The organism is Streptomyces sp. ALI-76-A (genome assembly GCF_030287445.1).
GTDB lineage: Bacteria > Actinomycetota > Actinomycetes > Streptomycetales > Streptomycetaceae > Streptomyces.
The window spans coordinates 2,966,378-2,987,558 of the sequence record NZ_JASVWB010000002.1; the positions used below are offsets into that span (position 1 = coordinate 2,966,378).

At 72.2% G+C, this 21,181-nt stretch carries 13 protein-coding genes; 5 read left to right on the forward strand and 8 right to left on the reverse strand.

Features of this window, described 5'->3' with window-relative positions; all coding sequences use genetic code 11:
* Positions 1-16 precede the first annotated feature (16 nt).
* From QQS16_RS14335 to QQS16_RS14365, 7 genes are all read right to left on the reverse strand, one after another.
* Positions 17-886: a lysophospholipid acyltransferase family protein gene (locus QQS16_RS14335; RefSeq protein WP_286062043.1), complete on the reverse strand. Its 870-nt coding sequence runs from the start codon at positions 884-886 to the stop codon at positions 17-19.
* Positions 883-1,917, reverse strand: a complete 1,035-nt coding sequence (locus tag QQS16_RS14340; RefSeq protein ID WP_286062044.1) for a tetratricopeptide repeat protein — start codon at positions 1,915-1,917, stop codon at positions 883-885. The genes QQS16_RS14335 and QQS16_RS14340 overlap by 4 nt, the downstream gene beginning before the upstream one ends.
* A 139-nt stretch (positions 1,918-2,056) precedes the next feature.
* Positions 2,057-2,974: a hypothetical protein gene (locus QQS16_RS14345; RefSeq protein ID WP_286062045.1), complete on the reverse strand. Its 918-nt coding sequence runs from the start codon at positions 2,972-2,974 to the stop codon at positions 2,057-2,059.
* A gap of 7 nt (positions 2,975-2,981) precedes the next feature.
* Positions 2,982-5,870, reverse strand: coding sequence for a beta-ketoacyl synthase N-terminal-like domain-containing protein (locus tag QQS16_RS14350; RefSeq protein ID WP_286062046.1), 2,889 nt, complete (start codon positions 5,868-5,870; stop codon positions 2,982-2,984).
* On the reverse strand, positions 5,857-6,693 hold the full coding sequence (locus tag QQS16_RS14355; protein ID WP_286062047.1) for a 4'-phosphopantetheinyl transferase family protein: 837 nt from the start codon (positions 6,691-6,693) through the stop codon (positions 5,857-5,859). Before QQS16_RS14355 ends, QQS16_RS14350 begins: the two co-directional genes overlap by 14 nt.
* On the reverse strand, positions 6,665-11,542 hold the full coding sequence (locus QQS16_RS14360; RefSeq protein WP_286062048.1) for an SDR family NAD(P)-dependent oxidoreductase: 4,878 nt from the start codon (positions 11,540-11,542) through the stop codon (positions 6,665-6,667). Before QQS16_RS14360 ends, QQS16_RS14355 begins: the two co-directional genes overlap by 29 nt.
* A 14-nt stretch (positions 11,543-11,556) precedes the next feature.
* Positions 11,557-12,747 (reverse strand): aminotransferase class I/II-fold pyridoxal phosphate-dependent enzyme, encoded by a 1,191-nt coding sequence (locus QQS16_RS14365; protein WP_286062049.1) that lies wholly within the window; start codon positions 12,745-12,747, stop codon positions 11,557-11,559.
* Between the two features lie 246 nt (positions 12,748-12,993).
* Between QQS16_RS14365 and QQS16_RS14370 the strand changes: the two genes are divergently transcribed.
* From QQS16_RS14370 to QQS16_RS14385, 4 genes are all read left to right on the forward strand, one after another.
* A complete protein-coding gene (locus QQS16_RS14370) occupies positions 12,994-13,566 on the forward strand; it encodes an RNA polymerase sigma factor (protein WP_286062050.1) in 573 nt (190 codons plus the stop codon).
* A gap of 11 nt (positions 13,567-13,577) precedes the next feature.
* A complete protein-coding gene (locus QQS16_RS14375; protein WP_286062051.1) occupies positions 13,578-15,044 on the forward strand; it encodes a DHA2 family efflux MFS transporter permease subunit in 1,467 nt (488 codons plus the stop codon).
* A 189-nt stretch (positions 15,045-15,233) separates the two neighbouring features.
* Entirely contained in the window at positions 15,234-15,467 is a 234-nt protein-coding gene (locus QQS16_RS14380) for an acyl-CoA carboxylase subunit epsilon (protein WP_286062052.1), read from the forward strand.
* 81 nt (positions 15,468-15,548) lie between these two features.
* Positions 15,549-16,919: a diacylglycerol/lipid kinase family protein gene (locus tag QQS16_RS14385; RefSeq protein ID WP_286062053.1), complete on the forward strand. Its 1,371-nt coding sequence runs from the start codon at positions 15,549-15,551 to the stop codon at positions 16,917-16,919.
* 189 nt (positions 16,920-17,108) lie between these two features.
* On the opposite strand, the gene QQS16_RS14390 is transcribed toward QQS16_RS14385, so the two are convergent.
* Positions 17,109-18,803, reverse strand: a complete 1,695-nt coding sequence (locus QQS16_RS14390; protein WP_286062054.1) for a TIGR04141 family sporadically distributed protein — start codon at positions 18,801-18,803, stop codon at positions 17,109-17,111.
* Between the two features lie 189 nt (positions 18,804-18,992).
* On the opposite strand from QQS16_RS14390, the gene QQS16_RS14395 reads away from it, so the two are divergent.
* Positions 18,993-21,116 (forward strand): N-6 DNA methylase, encoded by a 2,124-nt coding sequence (locus QQS16_RS14395; RefSeq protein ID WP_286062055.1) that lies wholly within the window; start codon positions 18,993-18,995, stop codon positions 21,114-21,116.
* Positions 21,117-21,181 lie beyond the last annotated feature (65 nt).

Genomic DNA, 21,181 nt, shown 5'->3' on the forward strand with positions numbered 1-21,181 from the left:
CGTTCCTCGGGTCGGGTCAGCCCGTCGCTCGGGCGGGTGCGGGTGCGGGGGCGGGGGCGGCCGGCTCCGGCCGGGCGGCGGCCGAGGCCCGGGCGAGGCTGTGCAGGACGGCGATCCGGCGCCGTTCGGTGCGGTCGAGGCCGTGCCCGCGGACGCAGGCGGCGACGGCGATCTCGTCGGCCCGGCGCCGGATCAGGCGGGCGCTGTCCTCGTCGGGGCGGCCGTAGGTGCGGCGGGCCCGTTCGCCGAGCAGTTCCATCCGGGACCGGGCCCGGCCGCGCAGGTCGGCGATCTGGGCGCTGCGCGTGCGTCCGCCGGGCGCGCTCGTCAGCCGGGCGCCGAACACCAGGCGGGCGGTGGCCCGGCGGGGCACGACCTCGCCCTTGGGCAGGATCCGGTCGGCGCCGTGGATCATCACGGGGACGACGGGGACGCCGGTGCGGACGGCGAAGTAGAAGGGTCCGTCGTTGAACGGGGCCAGGCCGCCGCCGGTCCAGCGGGTGCCCTCCGGGTACATGCACAGCACGTCGCCGCCGTCCAGGACCTCCGTCATGGCGGCCAGGGCGTTGCGGTCGGGGTTGTCGCTGTCGAGGGGGATGCAGCCAACGCTGAGCCGGACCAGCCGCTTGAGGGGGTGGGTGAAGTTCGCGGCCTTGGCCGGGAAGTAGACGTGTTCGCCGCGGGCGGCGTAGAGGATGGTCTCCAGCAGGTAGTGGTCGAAGAAGCTGAGATGGTTGGAGACCACGATGAACGGTCCCTCGGCGGGGATGTGGCCGAGGCCCTCCACCGCGTCCACGTGGTGTCTGGCGACCCAGTGCCGGAACGACGTGGACAGCGTGTCGTTGATCTTGAAACTTCCCTTGTGCGGGTCCATACGACGGGTCATCCCTTCCCTCGGGCCCCGGGGGCGACGCTGCTGCCCGGGGCTTGTTCCTGGTGCAGGGCGCGGCTCAGCCGGATCGCGGACTGGCGGCGCCGCTGGGTGCGCGGGTGGTCGGCGGGGGCCTCGATGACGCGCTCCAGGGCGGAGAGCGCGGCGGTGGGCCGGTGGGCGGCCAGCAGGGCCTCGGCGTGCCCGAGGACGTAACGGGTGTCGCCCCGGCCGAGCCGGTCGGCGGCCTCCAGGTGGGCGACGGCGAGGTCGCGGCGGCCGCCCAGCAGGCCGGGCGCGGACAGGTGCCAGCGGCCCAGTAGGTAGTGGGCCATGAGGTGGTCCGGTTCCTGGCGCAGCGCCTCCTCGGCGCCGGCCCGCAGCCGCCACAGCGCGGCGGCCCTGACGGGCAGCGGACGGGTCTCGTTGCGCAGCGCGGTCAGCCGCAGCCGTCCGACCCGCAGGTCGACGTTGTGCGGGTCGCCGAGCCGCCCGAGGCCGAGCAGCAGCGCGGCCTGCGCGTACAGGGTGCTGTCGGGCAGCGGGTCGGTGCGGCTCAGCAGGGTCTCGAAGACCCGGTCGAGGTGGCCGGCGGCGGCGCGGGCGGAGCGGGGTCCCGCGGACCACTCGGGGTTCCTGGCCCGTTCCACGAGGGTGGTGAGGGCCGCGTGCCCGGCCCGGACCCGGTCGCGGACCGAGTGCTCGACGGTGTCCTGCGGCAGCACCGGCCCGAACACGATCCGGGTGCGGCGGCCGTCCGGCCACAGCGCGACGGGCAGGACGGATGCCGGGGCCCGGTCCGCCGCCGCCACGGCGGCCTCCACGCCCCGGACCAGCACGGCCTCGTCGTGGGCGAGGGCGTGCAGCGCGTCGGGGCCGTCGAGCCGGCGGGCGGGCGTGCCGCGCACCGCGAACAGCACGGTGGACAGGGCGCGTTGCCCGTCTCCTCCGGCCAGCACCACGAGCGGCCCTCGCGCGGGGACGTGCTCCAGGCCCTCGACGGCCGCCGGTAAGCCTCGTACAGCGTGCCTGTTCTGCTTGAGCATGGCCGACCTCCCTGGTTCGCGCGGTGCTGCGGTCGTGCAGCGGTGCTGCGGTGCTCCGGTCCCGCCGTCTCGCGGTGCTCACGTACGGGTGTGGTGCGTCGGCCGCCGGGGCCTGCTCCGGGCCCCGGCGGCCGGGTCGTCAGGCGCGTGCGGGCTCCTCCTCACGCGCCTTCCGCTCCGCCTCAAGCGCCTCCGGCAGCGCCATGTAGCGGCCCGTGAGACCGGCCACCAGCAGGCCGATCAGCACGACGATGTAGACCCAGGTCAGCGCGTTGCCCCAGCGGACGTCGTCGGCGTACAGGCCGAGCGCGGCCAGTGACAGGACGCTGAGCGTGACGTCGGTGAGGAAGCCGGCCCGCATGCGGTGCAGGTCGTGCTCCCACAGGGCCTGCCAGGCGCCGGCGCCGAAGGCGAAGAACCAGGCGCCGAGCATCCGGGCGTCCAGCGGCTCCAGCTGCCAGGCCCAGGCGTCGCCGACCGCCTCCGGGGCGATCCACAGGGCGAAGGCGAGCCCCCACAGCACGGCGCCCATGATGGCCGTCGGGATGGAGACGTCGGCCCTCATCGGGGCGGGGCCGCGCGGGTCGGCGACCTTGGGGCCGGTGTTGTGGACCTTGTAGACGAGGAAGCAGGTGACCTGGAACACGGCCAGGGACGCCAGCCACAGCCAGGCGAAGGCGCGGGCCAGGGCCGGTCCCTCGGTGAAGTGGAACTGGTCGGCGTAGACACCGGCCAGGATCAGGGCGGACAGCAGCAGGGTGATGGGGGCGAAGACGGTGCCGCGGGCGCTCGTCCAGTCCTTCTCCCGCAGGGTCAGCAGGAACATCGTGCAGGCTCCGGCATAGCCGGCGCCCAGCGCGGCGGCGCTCAGCGAGGAGCCGGTCTCCCAGGCGAAGAAGTCGCCGGTGCGGGAGCTGAGGAAGTACAGCGGGACGAAGCTGAGCGCGCAGTGGATCAGCACGGGCCAGAAGAACAGGCTGCGCAGCCAGGGGTGGACGGGCCGGGCGATGCGCTCCCCGGAGTCCTCGGAGCGGATCGGTTCGACGGTGGTCGCCATGGGAAGGTCACCTCGTGACGGTGGGAGGGGTGGACGGGGCGGCGGAGCTGTCGGGCTGGAGCAGGCGCAGGGTCAGCTGGGCCTTGCGCGCGAGGTCGACCCACGACGCGTAGCTGAACCCGAGCCGGTATCCGCCCGGGGCCGGGGAGTCGATGCGGTCGAGCGGGACCAGCTCGCCGCGCGCCAACTGCTGCAGCTGGGCGAGCAGGTGCTCGTAGGTGGCGGCGGTGAGGAAGCCGGTGCCGGGGTCGTCGGGGGAGGCGGCGGGCTGCGGTGCCTGCTCCCGCTCTGCGGGTACGGCGGGCTCGTCGTCGTCCACGACCGAGTCGTCCCGGCGGACGCGCAGCGAGTAGCCCCAGCCGCTCTCGATCTGCGGGAGTTTGACGCGGACCAGGTCCAGCCGGGCGGCCTGCTCGCTCTCCTGCTCGGCGCGCATCCGGGCGATCACCTCGACCGAGCGGATCGCGCCGTCGGCGCCGTAGAAGAACGGGACGCCGGGGCGGGCCACCGGGATGTCGGCGTCGGCGCAGCCCACGCCGTCGATGACGGCGAGGACCTTCTCGCCCTCGGTGACCTTGTCGAGCGGCTTGACCACCATGAAGGCGGCGCCCTCGGCGGGCGTCAGGCCGTCGACGGAGTGCCCGGCCTCCTTCAGCCGGCGCTCGAACAGACGGGTGAACTCGGGGGTGAGGTTGGCGTGCACGCCGCCGACCAGGGCGACGTCGCACTCCCCCTGTTCCAGGTTGCGCTTGGCGAGCCCGAGGGCGGTGCCGAAGGAGCACAGGTCGTCGTCGATGACCACGCCGGGCCCGCGCAGGTCGAAGATGTTCTGGATGCGGCCCGCGGTGATGTTGTCCATGTAGCCGGGCAGCGCGTTCTCCCGGGTGAGCGGGACGTAGCGGTGCACCTCGCGGGTGTAGCTCTCGACCAGCGCCGTGCGGGTGTCCTCGTCGAGCGCCCGGTACTCCGGCACGTCCTCCAGGGCCCGCTCGAACTCCACCAGCCGGATACGGAAGTTGCGGGTCAGGCCCGACTCCAGTCCGCAGGTCGCGCCGACGAACACGCCCGCGTTGACCCGGTCGGTCATGGCGGCCCCGTACTCCTCCAGGGCCTGCCCGGCCGCCATCACCGACAGCAGCTGCGCCCGGTCGAGGTCCTCCAGCACGTTGGGCGGGATGCGGTAGGTCTTCCAGGGGAAGTCCAGGTCGGTGACGACGCCGCCGCGCCAGGTGCCCTCGGGGTCGTAGATCTCGGCGGCGTCCGGGTGCCAGCGGTCCTCGGGGAAGCCGGTGACGCCGGCGTCCGGCGCCCGCTCGGCGACCAGGCCCGCGGTGTCCCGGGAGAACGGGGCCACGCAGCCGATGCCGAGCACCGCGAGCGGGGCGTTGGCCGTGCTGCGGCTGCTCTCGGTGTGGCCCTGCTGCTCCAGCGCGGCGTCCGCGTGGTGCACGGGGTCGTACTGCTCCACGATGACGCTGGTGTTGACGCCGCCGAACCCGAACGCGTTGGTCAGCGCCCGGCGCGGCCGGCACTCGTCCGGCGCCTGCCACGGCTCGGCGGCGACCGGCACCCGGAACGGCGAACCGTCCAGCCGCATCGCCTCCGGCGCCCGGGTGAAGGCGTGGGTGGGCGGCACCGTCTCGTGCTGGAAGGAGAGCAGGATCTTCAGCAGGTTGGCCATGCCGGCGGCCGAGAAGGTGTGCCCGATCTGGGCCTTGACCGACCCGAGCCGGATGGAGCCGGGCGCCGCCCCGCTGTCCTCGTACAGCTGCTGGAGGGAGCTGACCTCGACCAGGTCGCCGGTGGAGGTGGCGGTGGCGTGGGTCTCGATGTAGTCGAGCTCGCCCGGTGCCGCGTCGGCGAGTTCGAGGGCGCGGCGCATCGCGGCGACCTGGCCGCGTGAGGACGGCGCGTAGATCGCCTTGCCCTTGCCGTCGCAGCGGGTGGCGACGCCGCGGATCACGCCGGCGATGGTGTCGCCGTCGCGCACCGCGTCGCTGAGCCGCTTGAGCAGGACGGTGCCGGAGCCCTCGCCGTTGATCAGGCCGCTGGCGCCCTCGTCGAGCGGGGTGGAGCGGGTGGCCGACAGACCGCCGATCTTGGCGAAGCAGACGTTGCCGGTGATGTTCATGTTGCCCTGCACACCGGTCGCCAGGACCATGTCGTGGCTGCCGTCCTGGAGGTACTTGACGGCGGTGTCGATCACGGTGAGGCCGGAGGCGCAGGCCGCGTCGCCGATCGCCGCCGGGCCGGGCAGTCCGATCACCCGGGCGACCGCCTTGGCGACGCTGACCTGGAAGACGTGGGCGGCGGGCCCGGAGTCGGCGTCGTAGAGCCGGTTCTTGACGGCGGCCGGGAAGCCACTCTCCAGGGCCGCCCGCTGCCCGGGCTCCAGGTCCTGGAAGGCCTCGCTGTTGCGCAGGTGGTGCAGGACCTCGGTGGCCCGGAAGCTCAGCGAGGACTCCATCACCTGTTCGTCGCCCAGCATGTTCCCGACGAACAGCGCGGTGTCGGTGGTGGACAGCCGGCTCGGGCTGTACCCGGACATACGCAGGGTCTGCAGGACGGTGTCGAGCACCATCAGCTGGGTGCGGTTGAGCTCGGACACGGCCTCCTGGCCGATCCGGGTCAGCTCCTGGAGGCCGGTGGGCCCGGCGTAGTCGTCCAGGAAGCCGCCCCAGCGGCAGTACGTCTTGTCGACGACGCCCTTGTCCTCGTCGTGGTAGTCGCGCCAGTCCCAGCGGTGCTCGGGCGGTGAGCCGATGCCGATGCGGCCGCCCAGGATGTTCTGCCAGAACGTGTCGGCGTCGTACGAGTCGGGTGGGAAGACGCAGCCGTATCCCACGACGGCGATCGGGTCGAACCCTTCGAAGCCCTCTGTCTCAGTCCCAGGCACGGAGCTGCCCTTTCTGCTGGTGGCCGTCCGGCGGCCGGGAGGCCACGGAGGCGATGGCGAAGATGTGGTCGGTGACCCGGCCGTAGCGGACGGCGACCCGGTGCCCCGGATCGGCCCCCGCGGGGAGGGTGATGTCGAACACTCCGGCGGCGGTGTCGGCCGCGCGCAGCCGGGCGGTTCCCCAGCCGTACGCGAAGCCGATGCCGTACGCCTTGAGCAGTGCTTCCTTGACCACCCACAGCGCGGTCCCGCGGTGGCCGGAGTCGAAGGCCTGGAACGCGGTCTCGGCCAGAGCGACCTCGGCGTCGGTGAAGACGGTGCGCCGCAGCGCGGGGCTGAAGCTGCGCAGCGGCTCCACGTCGACGCCGACCCGGCCGCCGTGGGCCAGGGCGCACACCGCGAACCGGAGGGTGTGCGCGAGCGAGATGTCGGTGACGTGCCGGCCGACGGATCCGGCCAGCCCGGGGACGCGGGAGGACAGTTCGGGTTTGCCCGCCCGGCCGCCCGGCTTGTTGCCGAGGACGGCGAGTTCGCTGGGCGCGACGGGCAGTCCGGCCCGTTCCAGGGCCAGGCACACCAGGCGCTTGGCCGCGACCCGCCCGGCCAGCCACTCCACCCGCCGTTTCGGTACGGCGATGTGGGTGAGGACCGGGAGTTCGGCCGGGGCCAGGTAGTGCGCCCGGTAGGCCGCGGGGGCCGCCGCGTAGTCCCCGCGCACCTGGTCGATGGGGAGCCACTCGATGGTCACGGCGCCGCCCCCGGGCAGCGGGGTTCCGCTGCCCGGCAGGGCGCTCTCAGTCCAGGAGACGTGTATCGCCCTCATCACGCCCCACCTGTGTCACGACGAGATCCTGGATCTCGCAGAGGGTGATGCCCGCGGTGTCGGCGATCCTGGTGCTGATCCGCAGGTCTCCGGGTTTTCCTCCCTGGTCCGGTCCGACGGGTACGACGGTCGAGTCGGTGTGCACGGTCTCGCCCGGCAGCGGGACGCGGTGGAAGCGCATCGCCGCGATGGACACCGGCACGACATGGCTGCCGAGCTGGTGGTACGCCCACAGCAGGGTGGAGCGCCAGGCGTTGTCGATCACGATGGGCAGGGTCCGCAGCCGCGGTGTCGCGGTGGTGGAGAACAGTCCGCGGCCGGCGTCGGCCACGATCTCGCTCACCATCCGCCCCTCCTCGATGTCCCCGACGAACCCGATCCGCCGCACCTGGCGGAACCGGGGGCCGAAGGTGATCTGCCGGGCGGCCCGCTCGTAGAACCGGTCGATGTCCAGCTCGGTGGACTTCGCCACGAGTTCGGCGAGTTCCGGGTCGGCGGCGGGCGGGCTTCCCGGCCGGCGGGCGAAGACGTACGTGCCGCGCGAGTGCACCCGGTCGGTCTCCAGGACCCGACCGTCGGCGGTGACCAGGTCGGAGCGGATCTCCGCGCGGACGCGGCGGGTCCCGTCCGCGAGCTCCTCGTCGGCCTCGGCCTCGAAGCGCAGGTCGAGCGGGAAGTTCGGCAGGTGCTTGACGAACTTCAGGAACTCGACGTTCTCCGCCGCGACGACCGTGTGCTCCGGCACGAGCAGCCCGGACGCCTGCACCTGGCCCTCGATGTGCAGCACCCCGGGGAAGGTGCCCGCGCCCTTGACCCGGTGGTCGTCGAGGTAGCGGTCGGCGCGCGGATCGAGCCGTCTGACGGCCCGCACCCGGGTGTCGGTGACCTCCAGGACCCGGTCGAGCAGGGGCAGCGCGATCCGGTCCCGGACGGCGCCGTCGGGCCCGACCGGGACGGCGACACCGGTGCGCGTGCCGTCCATCGACGCGTCCTGCCCGCCGTAGCTGTTCGTGCCGATCTCGCCGAAGACCAGCACCTCGGGGTCGTCGCCGCCCTGGAAGACCTCCCGGGCGAAGTGCTGCACGCCCTCCTCGACGCCCAGGTAGCGCAGCCCGCGCACCTCCTCCTGGATCCGCCGGACGGCTTCGGTGGCGGCCATGCCGACGTCGGCCCAGCCGGTCCAGCACAGGGTGAAGACGCGGGTGTCCGGGTTTCTGCGGGCGAGCAGCGCGGAGAGCTTGGAGACGAGGTCGGCGCCGGCGGTGTAGTCGACCTGGCCGTCCATGCCGAAGCGGCCGAGGAAGGAGCCGAAGAAGCCGAAGAACTTCAGGTCGTCGTGCTTGACGGCGTGCCAGAGGTGATGGGAGCCGTCGGCCTTCACCCGGACAACGTGCCGGGCGTGGTCCAGGGACTTCTTCGGCACGGTGGCGACCGACTCCAGACCGGCGGCGTGCACGACGCCGTCGATCCGCCCGTACCGCTGCCGTACGGCGTCGACGACCGCGGTGACCTGACCGCCGTCGGAGACGTCACAGACCTCGTAGACGGACAGCGGGTTGACGGCCCGCAGTTCCTCGATGTTCCGGTACAGCTCGCGGGAGTTCGCGAGGGCCGCGAACTGCTTCTTGGCCTTGACCGGGGTGATGGCCGGGTTCTTCTTCTTGGCCTGCCGGAACCAGCCCTTGCCGAGCGCGGCGAAGGCCTCGTCGTCCAGCGCCATCCAGTCCTCGGTGCCCTCGGCGGGGCGGGTGCGGCCGAGGATGACGACCCGCACGCCCTCCAGCCGGGCGAGTTCCTTGGCGCACTCGTAGGTGATGCCGCGCGAGCCTCCGGAGAAGACGACGACGCTGCCCGGGTCGAGACGGAGCGGCTGCTGCCGTTCGTCGGTGGCGATCTCGTGCGGGACCACCTGGACGATCTTGCGCAGTCCGCGCAGGTAGCCGACCTCGACGGTGCGTTCCGCGTGGGTCGTGATCTCCGCGAGGAGGGCCTCGGCGGCACCGGCCGCGTCGCCCTCGGTGAAGTCGACGACCTTGACCCGGGTGTCCGCGAGTTCGAGGTCGAGGCTCTTGGCGAAGCCCGCGGTGAGGCCGCCCAGCGGATCCATGGCGCCGTCGGACTCCAGGCCGAACACCCCGCCGACCGCGGTGGCCGCGAAGTAGCCGCCGTCCCGGCCGGCCCGGGTGAGGTCGGCGAAGTACGCCTTGGCGGCGAGGAGGTTGACCGTGAAGTGCTGGTCGGACGCGGCGCTCCAGTCGGCGGCGGGCCGGTCGAAGGAGGTGGTCGCGGCGACCGGGTCGGGGCCGCTGCCGTAGGGATGGAGATTGACGACGACCTGGACCTCCCCGTCACCACGGGCCGTTGCCAGGGCCCGGGCCAGGGAGTCGGGGTCGGTGAAGTCGGCGCGGGCGGTGGGCCAGTCGTCCGGGACGGCCGCCTGGTCCGGTGCGACGACGTAGGGCCGGGCGCCGTGCCCGGTGAGGCGCGGGAGCACCTCACGGGCGAGGGCCGTGTCCTGTCCGGTGATCACCACGACCGCCTTGCCGTCCAGGGAGAACGGCCGCGCGCCGGGGTGGTCGAGCGGGCTCTCGACCGCGAGGGGGACGTACCGTCCGGCGATGCGGTCGAGCGTGCGCTCCAGGACAGGCGGCAGCACCGGCCGGGCGGGTGCCGCCTCGCGTATGTGACTGTCGTCGGAGCCGTCGCCGCCACCCGTGTCCGAGGTGCCGCCGCCGCGCGGGCTGCGTCCGGTGGCGGCCTGGAGGCCGGCGACGAACTCGGCGATGCGGCTGAGGGTGTTGAGGGACGCCGAGTCGATGTCCTCCACCACCGGCAGCCCCAGCACCTCCCGCACCTCACCGAGGATCTCCGCCTGCTTCACCGAGTCGATCCCCAGATCCGCCTCCAGATCCAGATCCGCCTCCAGCAGATCCGCGGGATACCCCGTCTTGGCCTCCGCCACCTCCCACACCACCCGGTCCGCCTCGGCCCGGTCCTCGGCCGTGGCCTCGGCGGGCTGTTCGGGAGCGGATACCTCGGAGGCAGGCGCCTCAGGGGCGGGCGTCTCCGGTGCGGCGGCCCGCGCGGGCCGGGCCGACGCCTGGAGATCGGCGACGAACTCGGCGATCCGGCTGAGGGTGTTGAGGGACGCCGAGTCGATGTCCTCCACCACCGGCAGCCCCAGCACCTCCCGCACCTCACCGAGGATCTCCGCCTGCTTCACCGAGTCGATCCCCAGATCCGCCTCCAGATCCAGATCCGCCTCCAACAGGTCCGCGGGATACCCCGTCTTGGCCTCCGCCACCTCCCACACCACCCGGTCCGCCTCGGCCCGGTCCTCGGCCGTGGCCTCGGCGGGCTGCGCGGGCACCGGGGCCGTGACGGGCCCGGGGCCCGCGGCGGTCTCCCGTGCCGTCGCGGCAGGGGCGGCCGTGCCGCGTGAGGCGTCGACGAGCTGGTCGAGCAGGTGGCCGAGCGGGGCGTCCGCCTCGGTCGGGACGGTCGTGTCCGCGAGGCCCAGATGGGCGGCGAGCGCGGCCGCCAGGTCCTCGCGGACCCGGGTGCTCAGACCGAGGCCCGCGCCCATCAGCTGGGCCGGGTCCAGGAGCCGTACCGGGTAACCGGTGTAGCGGGCGGCGGCCTTGAGGAGGTCCTCGCGCAGTTCGGCGGTGGTCGGGGCGGCGTTCTCCCCGGCCGGTTCCCGCGGGGCGCTGTGCTGCTCCGGCTCGCTGCGGGGCAGGCCGTGCACCTCCGCGAAGGCCGTGAAGCGGCGCATGCTCTCCACCGCGCCCAGCGACTGGATGTTGGTCGGGGTGACCAGCGCCTCCTGGTCGGAGTCGGCGAGGATCCGCTCGGTGAGCCCGGACAGGATCGACTTGGGGCCGACCTCGACGAAGCTGTTGACGCCGTCCGCGTGCATCCGTCCGATCAGCTGCTGGAAGCTGAACGGCGTGACCAGCTGGCGGGCGAGCAGCAGGGGCAGGTCCGCCACGTCCTGCTCGGTGTAGTAGTCGCCGATCACCGTGGAGAGCACGGGGATCCTGGGGGCGTGCCAGTCGAGCGCGGCGAGCGTGCGCTCCAGGTGCGGGACGGCCTCCTCCAGCAGGTCGGAGTGGAAGCCGTGGGAGACCCTGAGCCGGGTGGCCTTGATCCCGCGCTCGCGGCACAGTGCGGCGGCCTTGTCGATGGCGTCCGAGTCGCCGGACAGGACCGTCTGGTCGGGCGAGTTGACGAGGCTCTGCACGAGGTAGCCGTTGCCGCCCCCGCGCAGCAACAGCAGCAGCCGGGACAGCTGTTCGCGGCTGCGGTCGCTGTCCGTCTGCAGGCTCAGCATGCCGCCGCGGCGGGCCTCGGGAATGACCTTCACGGCCACGCCCCGCCCGTACACCGCGCGCACGCCGTCCTCCAGGGAGAGCGCGCCGGCCGCGACCAGGGCGCTGATCTCGCCCAGGCTGTGCCCGATGTGCGTCTCGGCGGTGATGCCCTGGCTCTCCAGCAGCCGGTGCACGACCATGCTGCCCGCGAAGATCGCGGGCTGCATGACCACCGGGTCCTGGAGCGCCTTGACCGGGTCACTGCCGCCGGAGCTGAACATGCGGCTGGTCAGGGTGTGCCCGGCCAGCTCGCGGTAGGTCGCGTCGATCCGCTCGAACGTCTCGGCGGCCACCGGGTTCTCGGCGGCGAGGTCGGCGAACATGTCCGGGTACTGCGCCCCGTGGCCGGGGAACAGGAAGGCGCTGCGCAGCGCGACGCCGGTGGTGCCGAGGTAGACGCCCTGGGCCTGAAGGGCTCGCCGGCTGGCGGCGGCGATCTTCTCCCCGCTGCGGACTTCGGTCTGTGTGATGGTCACTTCTGTATGTCCCCTCAGGCCAGTACGTTGTGCCGCCGGGCGGCGTCCGCCAGGAGTTCGACGGCGCGGTCCACGTCCTCGGTGGTCATGGCGGCGGTGACGGTCGCCCGGAAGCGGGCGCGGCCCTTGGGCACGGCCGGGAAGATCGCGCCGGAGATGTAGAGGCCGTCGTCCACCAGTTCCTTGGACATGCGCAGCGCGGTCTCGTCGTCGCCGATGAGGATCGGGATGACGGGCGTGACGCTGCCCAGCACCTCGAAGCCGGCGCGGATGAGTCCGGAGCGGAAGCGCATGGTGTTCTCCCAGAGCTTCTCGGTGCGCCACGGCTCGCGGCGCATCAGCTCCAGGGCCTTGAGCACGCCGGCCACGGTCGGCGCGGGCAGGCTCGCGTTGAACATGTAGGCGTGCGCGGAGTGGCGCAGGAACTCGACGATGTCGTGGCTCGCGGTGACGAATCCGCCCACGCCGCCGAGGGTCTTGCTGAAGGTGCCCATGGTGATGTCGGGGACGATGCCGAAGTGCTCGCCGGCGCCCCGGCCGTTGTCGCCGAGGAACCCGGTGCCGTGCGCCTCGTCGACCATGAGCATCGCGCCGTACTGCTCGGTGAGCCGGTGGATGTCGTCCAGCGGCGCGATCTCGCCGTCCATCGAGTAGACGCCGTCGACGACGACGAACTTCTTCTTGGCGTCGGCGTTGCGCTTGAGGACGTACTCCAGCTTCTCCATGGAGTTGTGCGCGAAGATCTTCACGGCGCCCTCGGCCAGCCGGCAGCCGTCGAGGATGCTCATGTGGTTGATCTGGTCGGTGATGACGATCGTGTCGCTGTCGCAGAGCGCGGAGATCGTGCCGAGGTTGGCCATGTAGCCCGAGCTGTAGGTGATGGCCGCCTCGGTGCCCATCCACTCGGCGAGCTTCTCCTCCAGCTCCAGGTGGAGCACGGTGGTGCCGTTGTTGAGGCGGGCCCCGCAGGCACCCGAGCCATAGGTGTCCAGGGCGTCCTTGACCGCCTTGTTGATCTCCGGGTGCCCGGCCAGACCGAGGTAGTTGCCGCTGGTCAGCATGATGACCTCGCGGTGGTCGATCTCCGACCGGCCGCCGGGAGCGGCGGTGAAGGGCATTTCGAAGGTGTAGAAGCCGCTGTCCTTGAGGTCCCGGATCCGGTCGTTGACGGACGCGAGGGTCCGGGCGTACTCATCCGTGATCATTCGTGATTCCCCTCTCGGTGCGTCGCGCACCACCTCCGGCGAGCCGGACGGGCGGGGCGACCGTCACCCGACAGAGGCCCCGAACCGGCGTGCGGATACCGGCCATACGCGTCGTTTCGCTCCCACCCGCCGGGCCGCTACCCCCGGTGCACTTCCGGGCGACCGCCGGTCCAGTCGACTGCTACTCGACTGTGGGACAAGGGAGTTCAACAGGTCCCCGTGGGGAGTGGCGAAGGAGGAATCGACGTGGCCGGTACGACCGCCCGGGCCCAAGTGGCCGAGCTGCCCGCCCAGTTGGTGGACGCGTGCCGCGCGGGCGACCAGGCGGCCTGGGGACGCCTCATCACGAGGTACCGCCCGATCGTCTGGACGGTGGCCCGCTCGCACGGGCTCCGGCCCGCCGACTGCGAGGACGTCTGCCAGGTCACCTGGCTGCGCGTCATCGAGAACATCGGCGCGCTGAACGACCCGGCCAGGCTCGGCGCCTGGATCGTCACCACGGCCCGCCGTGAGGCGCTCAAGGTGTCGGGCAACGGCGTCAAGTACCACCTCGTCGACGACCTTTCGGAATTCACCCACGAGACCGGGCACCAGGCCACCCCGGAAGAGACCGTCCTGAACAGGGCGGAGGGCGATCTGGCCCGGCTGGCCTTCCGGCATCTGCCGGCACAGCACCAGGCTCTGCTGGGGTTGCTGCTCCGCGATCCCCCCATGAGCTACGACGCGATCAGCGCGGCTCTCGCCATGCCGCGCGGCTCCATCGGCCCCACCCGCAACCGCATTCTCCGGCAAGCCAGGGATTTCCTGCGCGACATGTGAGAGGACGAACCATGAGTGCCCAGACACAGGGCCATCCCGTCCGTACGTTCGTCATCGCCGCCGTGGCGATGTTCATCACCTCCCTCGACAACCTCGTCGTCACCACCGCCCTCCCCGCGATCCGTGACGACCTGAACGCCGGGCTCGACGAACTGGAGTGGACGGTCAACGCGTTCACCCTGACGTTCGCCGTCTTCCTGATGACGGGCTCCGCACTGGGCGACCGCTTCGGCCGGCGCCGGCTGTTCATGATCGGTACGGCGATCTTCACCCTGGCCTCGGCCGGGGCCGCCATGTCCGAGACCGCCGACCAGCTGATCCTGGCGCGTGCCGTCCAGGGCATCGGCGGCGCGATCGTCGTCCCGCTGACCCTGACCCTGCTCTCGGCCGCCGTACCGCCCGCCAAGCGCGGCGCGGCCCTGGGCGCCTGGGGCGCGGTCGCCGGCCTGGCCATCGCGCTCGGCCCGGTGGTCGGCGGCGCGATCGTCGAGGGCGCGTCCTGGCAGTGGATCTTCTGGATCAACGTGCCGCTGGGCCTGGTCCTGATCCCCCTGTCGAAGATCTGGCTCGCCGAGAGCCGGGGCGCCAGCACCAAGCTCGACCTGACCGGCACCGCACTGCTCAGCATCGGCCTGTTCGGCGTGGTCCTCGGCCTGGTCCGCGGCGGCGCGATCGGCTGGACCTCGGGCGAGGTGCTGGCCGGCTTCATCGGCGGCGGCGCGCTGATCGTCGCCTTCCTGGTCTGGGAGAACCGCGTCGAGCACCCGATGATGCCGCTGGGCCTGTTCCGCGGCCGGGCGTTCTCGATGACCAACCTGGCCTCGGTGCTGATGTACTTCGGCATGTTCGGCGCGATCTTCCTGGTCGCGCAGTTCCTCCAGACGGCACAGGGCTACTCCCCGCTGGAGGCGGGCCTGCGGACCCTGCCCTGGACGGCGATGCCGATGCTCGTCGCCCCCGTGGCCGGCGTCCTGTCCGACCGCCTCGGCGGCCGCAACATCCTCGCGATCGGCTTCGTCCTGCAGTCCATCGGCCTCGGCTGGTTCGCCCTGGTCGCCACCCCCACGGTCGGCTACGGCTCGCTGGTGGCACCGTTCGCCCTGCTCGGCGTCGGCATGTCCCTCTTCTACGCCCCGGTCGTCAACATGGTCTTCTCCTCGGTCCGCCGCGACCAGGAGGGCATCGCGTCCGGCGTGAACAACGCGGGCCGTGAGCTCGGCGGTGTGCTGGGTGTGGCCGTACTGGCGGCGGTCTTCGCGGCCCAGGGCGGCTACGAGACCCCGCAGCACTTCGTCGACGGCATGATCCCGGCGGTGTGGGTCGGCGCGGTCGTGGTCCTCGCGGCGGCGGTGGCCTCGATGCTGATCCCGAGCGGTCTGCGCCCGGTGGGCGCGGCGGCGGAGGCGGAGGCGGCCGAGGCGGAGGCGTCGGCGGCGCACGACTCCGCGGCGGCGCCGAAGGTGACGGTGGCGACCTGACCCCCACCGGGCAGGGGCGGGGACCGGCGACTCCCTGAGCGCCGGGCCCCCTCCCCTCCCTCCCCCCGAACCGGGCGGCCGGTCCACATCCCCCGGGGCCGGCCGTCCCGCACGTCCCGCACGTCCGGTACGTCCCGCACGTCCCCCCGTCCGCCCCCAGCCTCACGATCGAGATCGACAGGAGACCTGATGTCACACCCGATGTCACACCCGACGTCCGTCGAAGAGACCCTGTGGAAAGTCGTCTCGGGCTCGCCGACCCCGGAGGAACTGGCGGCGGTGACGGTGGTCCTCTCCCTGCTCTTCCGCCAGGCCGAGGAGAACGCGACCCCGGCCCCGGTCATCCCGCTCGCCCGCTGGAGGCACGCGACGGCGCCTCGGACGGCGGGGTCGTGGCGGGCGCCGGAGGGGATCGCGTCGTAGCGGCGACGCTCCGGCCGGCCGCTCGATTACTGCGCCACGGGCTCAGGTCCCTACGATGTCCGCCGACAGGCGGAGGGGATCATGGCGGTGGACATGTTCGGCGGGGACCATCGCGGACAGCAGTGGGCGGCGAGGGCCTCCCTGACCGCGGCGGCCCTCGCCGTCCTGCTGCCGCCGGCCTACGGCGGTGTGGACGGCGTCCTGCTGCTGCTGGCCGGGGTCGCGGGCGCGGCGCTCACGGCGGCGGCCCTGTGGTGGACGCTGACCCGCCGGGGCGTCGTCCGCTGGGCGGCGGCACTGCTCGCGGTGGCCACCCCCGTGGCCGTCGTCGTCCTGCTCACGACGACCCTGCTGTGGGTCCTCCCGGTGTGGCTGCTGCTGTGGGGCGTGGCCCTCTGGTCCGGCCGGTACGCCCTGCGCAGCACCGGACAGCGCACCCGCCGCATGCGGGAACACCGCACGCCCCCGCCCCGGCGCCCGTTCCTCCTGATGAACCCGCGCTCCGGCGGCGGCAAGGTGGCCGCGTTCGGCTTGCGGGAGAAGGCCGAGCGGCTCGGCGCGCACGTGGTCCTGCTGGACCCCGAACGCCATCAGGACGTCACCGCGCTGGCCCGGGCGGCCGTCGCGAACGGCGCGGATCTGCTGGGGGTCGCGGGCGGCGACGGCACCCAGGCGCTCGTCGCGGCGGTCGCCGCCGAACACGGCCTGCCGTTCCTCGTGATCAGCGCCGGCACCCGCAACCACTTCGCGATGGACCTGGGCCTGGACCGCGACGACCCCGCCGCCTGCCTCGACGCGCTCACCGACGGCGTGGAACTCCACGTCGACCTCGGCTTCGCCGGTGGGCACCCGTTCGTCAACAACGCCTCCTTCGGCGCGTACGCGGCCGTCGTCCAGGATCCCCACTACCGCGGCGACAAGATCGGCACCACCTGGGAGCTCCTGCCCGACCTGCTCACCCGCCGGCGCGGCCCGGAACTGACCGCCCGTGCCGGGGACACGACGCTCACCGCACCGCAGGCCGTGCTGGTGAGCAACAACCCGTACGGCACGGCCGACCCGACCGGCTTCGGCCGCCGCGCCCGCCTGGACACCGGCCTGCTCGGCGTCCTGGGCCTCAGGGTGGACAGCGCGGCCGAGGCGGCGGGCCTGCTCCTGGACCCCGACCCGGCGGGCCTGACGGTCCTGACCGCCCCCGAGGTGGTCGTGGACGCCGACGCCCCGCAGATCGAGGCAGGCCTCGACGGCGAGGCCACGACCCTCACCACCCCGGTGCACTGCCGCATCGCCCCCGCCGCCCTACGCGTCCGCGTCCCCCGCACCCGCCCCGGCGTCCCGGAACCCCAGCCTCCGTTCAACTGGCGCCGGTTGCGCAAGCTGGCGGCTTCGGTGGGGCGGACGGCGGGGGTTCGGGGGGTGCGGGGGAGGGGGGCTGAGGGCGGGGGGACATAGCGGTGCGACCACGCCTCGTGTGCACGTCCTCAACATCAACGGCGGCGCGGAGCGGAGCTTCAGCAGAAGAGGGGACTCAGTGGACAAGAGATCGCGGGTGGGTGGGTATGTCCTCGCGCGGGAGAAGCTCATCGGTTCGTGGTTGGTACGTGTGATCTCAGTTACTCATGGATGTATGAGACGGGCCTGCTACGCGGCCAAGTGGCGGATTCCTGCCCGGCGCGGAGCCACCGTCTCAGCCCGAATTCCGGTGACCTCGACTGCGACGCCCCACGCCTCAAGGATCTTGGCCGTCTGCACGAGAGTGACCTGCGAAAACGGGAAGAGCGTGTCGGCGGTGAGGTCGGTTCCGGTTTTCAGCAGGATCGCGAAAGTAACCTTCCTAGGCCGGAAGCCTTCCGGCAGCGCCCTGCCAGGCCGGGCGGTAGCCACCTTGCGAGCGAACTTGTCCATTGCCTCTGGGGAGTGCAACAAGGACTGCACGGCGACGACGGCCTGGCCGAACAGATGACTCAGCGCGTCGGAACCCTTGGCCCGCTTCACCATGACCAGGACGTTGTCCGGGCTCAGCAGGTCGCAGATCTCCACGCCGTTGGCCCGGTGCAGCGCCGTCCGGACGTTGTCGCGGTCGAAGCAGACGTACCCGGGCCGCAGGTCGGGCACCGACTCGTTGTAGTCCCGCTCCTTGTCCCCGAGCGCCCAGGCCGGAAGGTCGATGGAGGGCGTGTCGGTGATGAGCCGCTCCACCTGCGAACGGATGGCCTCCAGGTACGCCTCACCGATCTCGTACCACTGCCCGTCCAGCAGGAAGAACCGGCGGGCACCGAGCGCCACCTCCGCCTCGATCCACCGCAGCACGCTCGAGGTCCAGATGACGTCACCCTTCTCCGCCCGGGTGTGCGCGTAGAGGGTGACGGTGCCGTCCCGGAGCGCGGCGAAGCGCGTTCCCGCCCTCTGCACGCGGGCCCGGTTGAGGACGTACTCCAGACTGAAGTCATCGGTGAGGCGCGCCTCCGGGCTGTGCACCTTGATGGCGAACGCCTGGGCGGCGCCGTAGTCGTCCCAGCGATCGGACGGGACGGCGACCGCGATACGTCCGTCCGGTACCTGGCCCAGCATGTCGTCGAGCCGCTCCTCCAGTCGCGTGACGAGTTCGGCGTCCTTGACGGGGACGATGTGCTCGACGAACTCCAGTTCCGGAGCCGGGGCCTCGTCCCGGATGACACGGGCGATGGCCCGGATGTCGGCGACCAGATCCGCTGCGTCGATACCGAGGTGCATCCGCAGCCCGGTACCGCCCTCGACGCTGGAGATCTTCGTACGGTCGTTCTGCGCGATCGTCAACTGGATCCCGTCCAGCCGACCGCCCAGCCGCCGCACGATCTGCGCGTGCTCCTGGACACCCAGGCTCCAGACCGGAGCGCCGCCGGGCACGAGGGTGATGTCGGTCCGGCCACCGCCCGGCGTGTGGGCGACCATGTCCCGGATCTGGGCGGGGTCCACCCTGCGGATCACGAAACTGAGCCCGAACCGCCGGTCCTTGACCCGGTCGGGCACCAGACGGAAGCCCTGGTCGTAGCCGATGGCATACACCTCGCCGTCGACCACGAGCATCAGCAGCCCGGCCGACCGGTTCACCGGCCGCGACACCTCGCACCCGGTCGTGCGGTTGATCTCGCCGCACCAGCTCGCGACGGGCTGCTCGAAGCTGCCGGTGACCAGCAGCGCAGGAACTCCCAACCGCTCCTCCGGGACGTGCAGTTCCGCATCAACGGCTTCGAGCCGATCCGGGTCGAGGACGTCGAACATCGCGTCGACCGTGGGAGCGACACCCGTGAGCCGGTACAGGGTGCGCTTGGACGTGCCGGAGGTGCTGGTGGCCATGGTGCCGCTCCATTCGACGTTTGTGAGCAGGGGGCAGCCCGGGAGACCCGGGAAAGCCGGGAAGCCAAGTGAAAGCACAACAAGTAGAGCGATAACTGAAAGCACTGTCAAACGGTTCACATCAGTTAGATGTCGGTATAGAGTGAAGCCGTCCAGCATGCCCGCCCCCACGTCACCCGGCAGGAGCCCATGAATCAGCAGGCCAGTGCCTTCGTGACCGCCGCCGACATCTCCCGGCTGGCCGGAGTCACCCGCGCCACGGTGAGCAACTGGCGTCGTCGGCACCCAGACTTTCCGGCCCCTGCGGGAGGCACGGACACCAGCCCCACCTACGACCTCGACGCCGTGCGCGCGTGGCTCTCGGCCCGTGGCCAACTCCCCGAGGACACACCTGCGGACCGGCTTCGCACCGCGCTGCGCACCCACCCCGGCGACGCCGAACTGGCCCTGCACCTGCTCCCTGTGGTGCTCGCGGCTGCCCGGCTGAACCGGGGAGAGCGCGAAGCCCTTCCCGCACTGCGTGACGACGCACTGCTGCGATGGGTGCGGTCAGCTGCGGACGACGGGGCCAAGGGCTTCCCGGGAACCGAAGACGCCGTATACACCTCCCAGGCGGCGGGGCCGCTGAGGGCCTTGCTGCAGTGCGTCGTCGCGGACGGCGCCGAGGCTGCGACGGATGTCCTGGCCGAACGCCTGCTGGAGGACACGGGGGGCACCGGCACCTACCTCACGCCGCGTCCCTTGGCCGACCTCATGGCTCGGCTCCTGACCGACAGCACGGGTGCTTTCCCCGTGAGCGTTCTCGACCCCGCGTGCGGCACCGGATCGCTGCTCGCCGCGGCGGCATCCGCAGGGGCGAGCGAACTTCACGGCCAAGACATCCTCGCCGCCCAGGCCGCCCAGGCCGCCGTGCGGCTCCGGCTGAGCGCACCCGAGACGGCCATCACCGTACGTACGGGAGACAGCCTGCGCTCCGACGCCTTCAAGGGCCTCACCGCGGACGCCGTCCTGTGCAATCCCCCATACGGGGTCCGTGAATGGGGACACCATGACCTGGCCTACGACCAACGCTGGGCCTACGGCGTGCCTCCCAAGGGCGAGCCCGAACTCGCCTGGGTCCAGCACTGCCTGGCCCATCTCGCGCCTGGGGGCCGTGCCGTACTGCTCATGCCGCCCGCCGTCGCCGAGCGCACCGCCGGCCGGCGCATCCGGGCTCAGCTCGTACGCGACGGAGCCCTCCGCGCGGTCGTCTCGCTTCCCCAGGGCGCGGCCACCCCGCTCCACATCGGCCTGCACCTGTGGGTGCTGGAACGGCCCGATCCGCAGGCTGAAGCCCCGGGGACGATCCTGCTCGTCGATGCGTCCCCTTCCGAGAGCCGGGATCTGGACTGGGCCACCATCGACAACACCGTGCTCTCGGTGTGGCGGCCCTACCTCGCCAGCCAGGACGGCTTCACCGGAGCCCCGGGGATCGCCGCCGCCATGCCGGTCACCGACCTCCTGGACGAAGCCGTGGACCTAACCCCGGCCCGCCGCATCCGGACGGCTTCCCAACAAGCACTGCGTCCCGCCCTGCTGGCCCGGCAGGCATCGGAGCTGTACGACCAACTCCGTCGAACGGCAACAGACCTGGTCGGCCTCAGCACCGACGGCGATTGGCCGCCGGCCGATGACCAGCCCCGCGACTGGCGCACCGCAACGGTTTCGGACCTTCTGCGCGGCGGCGCACTCAGTCTGCTCCACACCGCGCCCCCGGGCCGCCGGACCCGTAGCGGCCAACCGCAGCCCCGGCCCGAAGCGGAATCCGGCGCACGACCGACGCTCACGGCTGCCGACGTCTTCGAGAACCGGCCCGCCTCCGGAACGGAAGCGGACCTGCCCGCCGACGTCGTCCTCTCCTCGGTCCAGGCAAGTGACGTGCTTCTCACAGAGCTCCTCCGCGTGGGACGCACGGCCGTGGCCCGGGTCGTCGAGCCGGACGAGACAGGATGCTTCCTGGGGCCCCATCTGCTGCTCTTCCGCCCGGACCAACGTCGGCTCGATCCTTGGTTCCTGGCCGGGTTCCTCGCGGCGGAGCAGAACGTCAACGCCGCGGCCACCGGCACATCCATCATCCGGGTGGACCCCCGGCGGCTACGCGTTCCCCTGCTCCCGCTCGCGGAGCAGCAGCGCTACGGCGCCGCCTTCCGCAGCCTGCACGAACTGCGTACCGCCGCGCGCCGTGCCGACCGAGCCGCCGAGGACGTCACACGTCTCCTCAGCACCGGACTCACCGGCGGCGCTCTGTTGCCGCGCGGTCACGGATCGGCGTGAAACGTGCGGCCCGGCGCCGCGAGCGGCCAGACTTGACCTCTCCCGTCCCTCTGGGACGGCGAAAC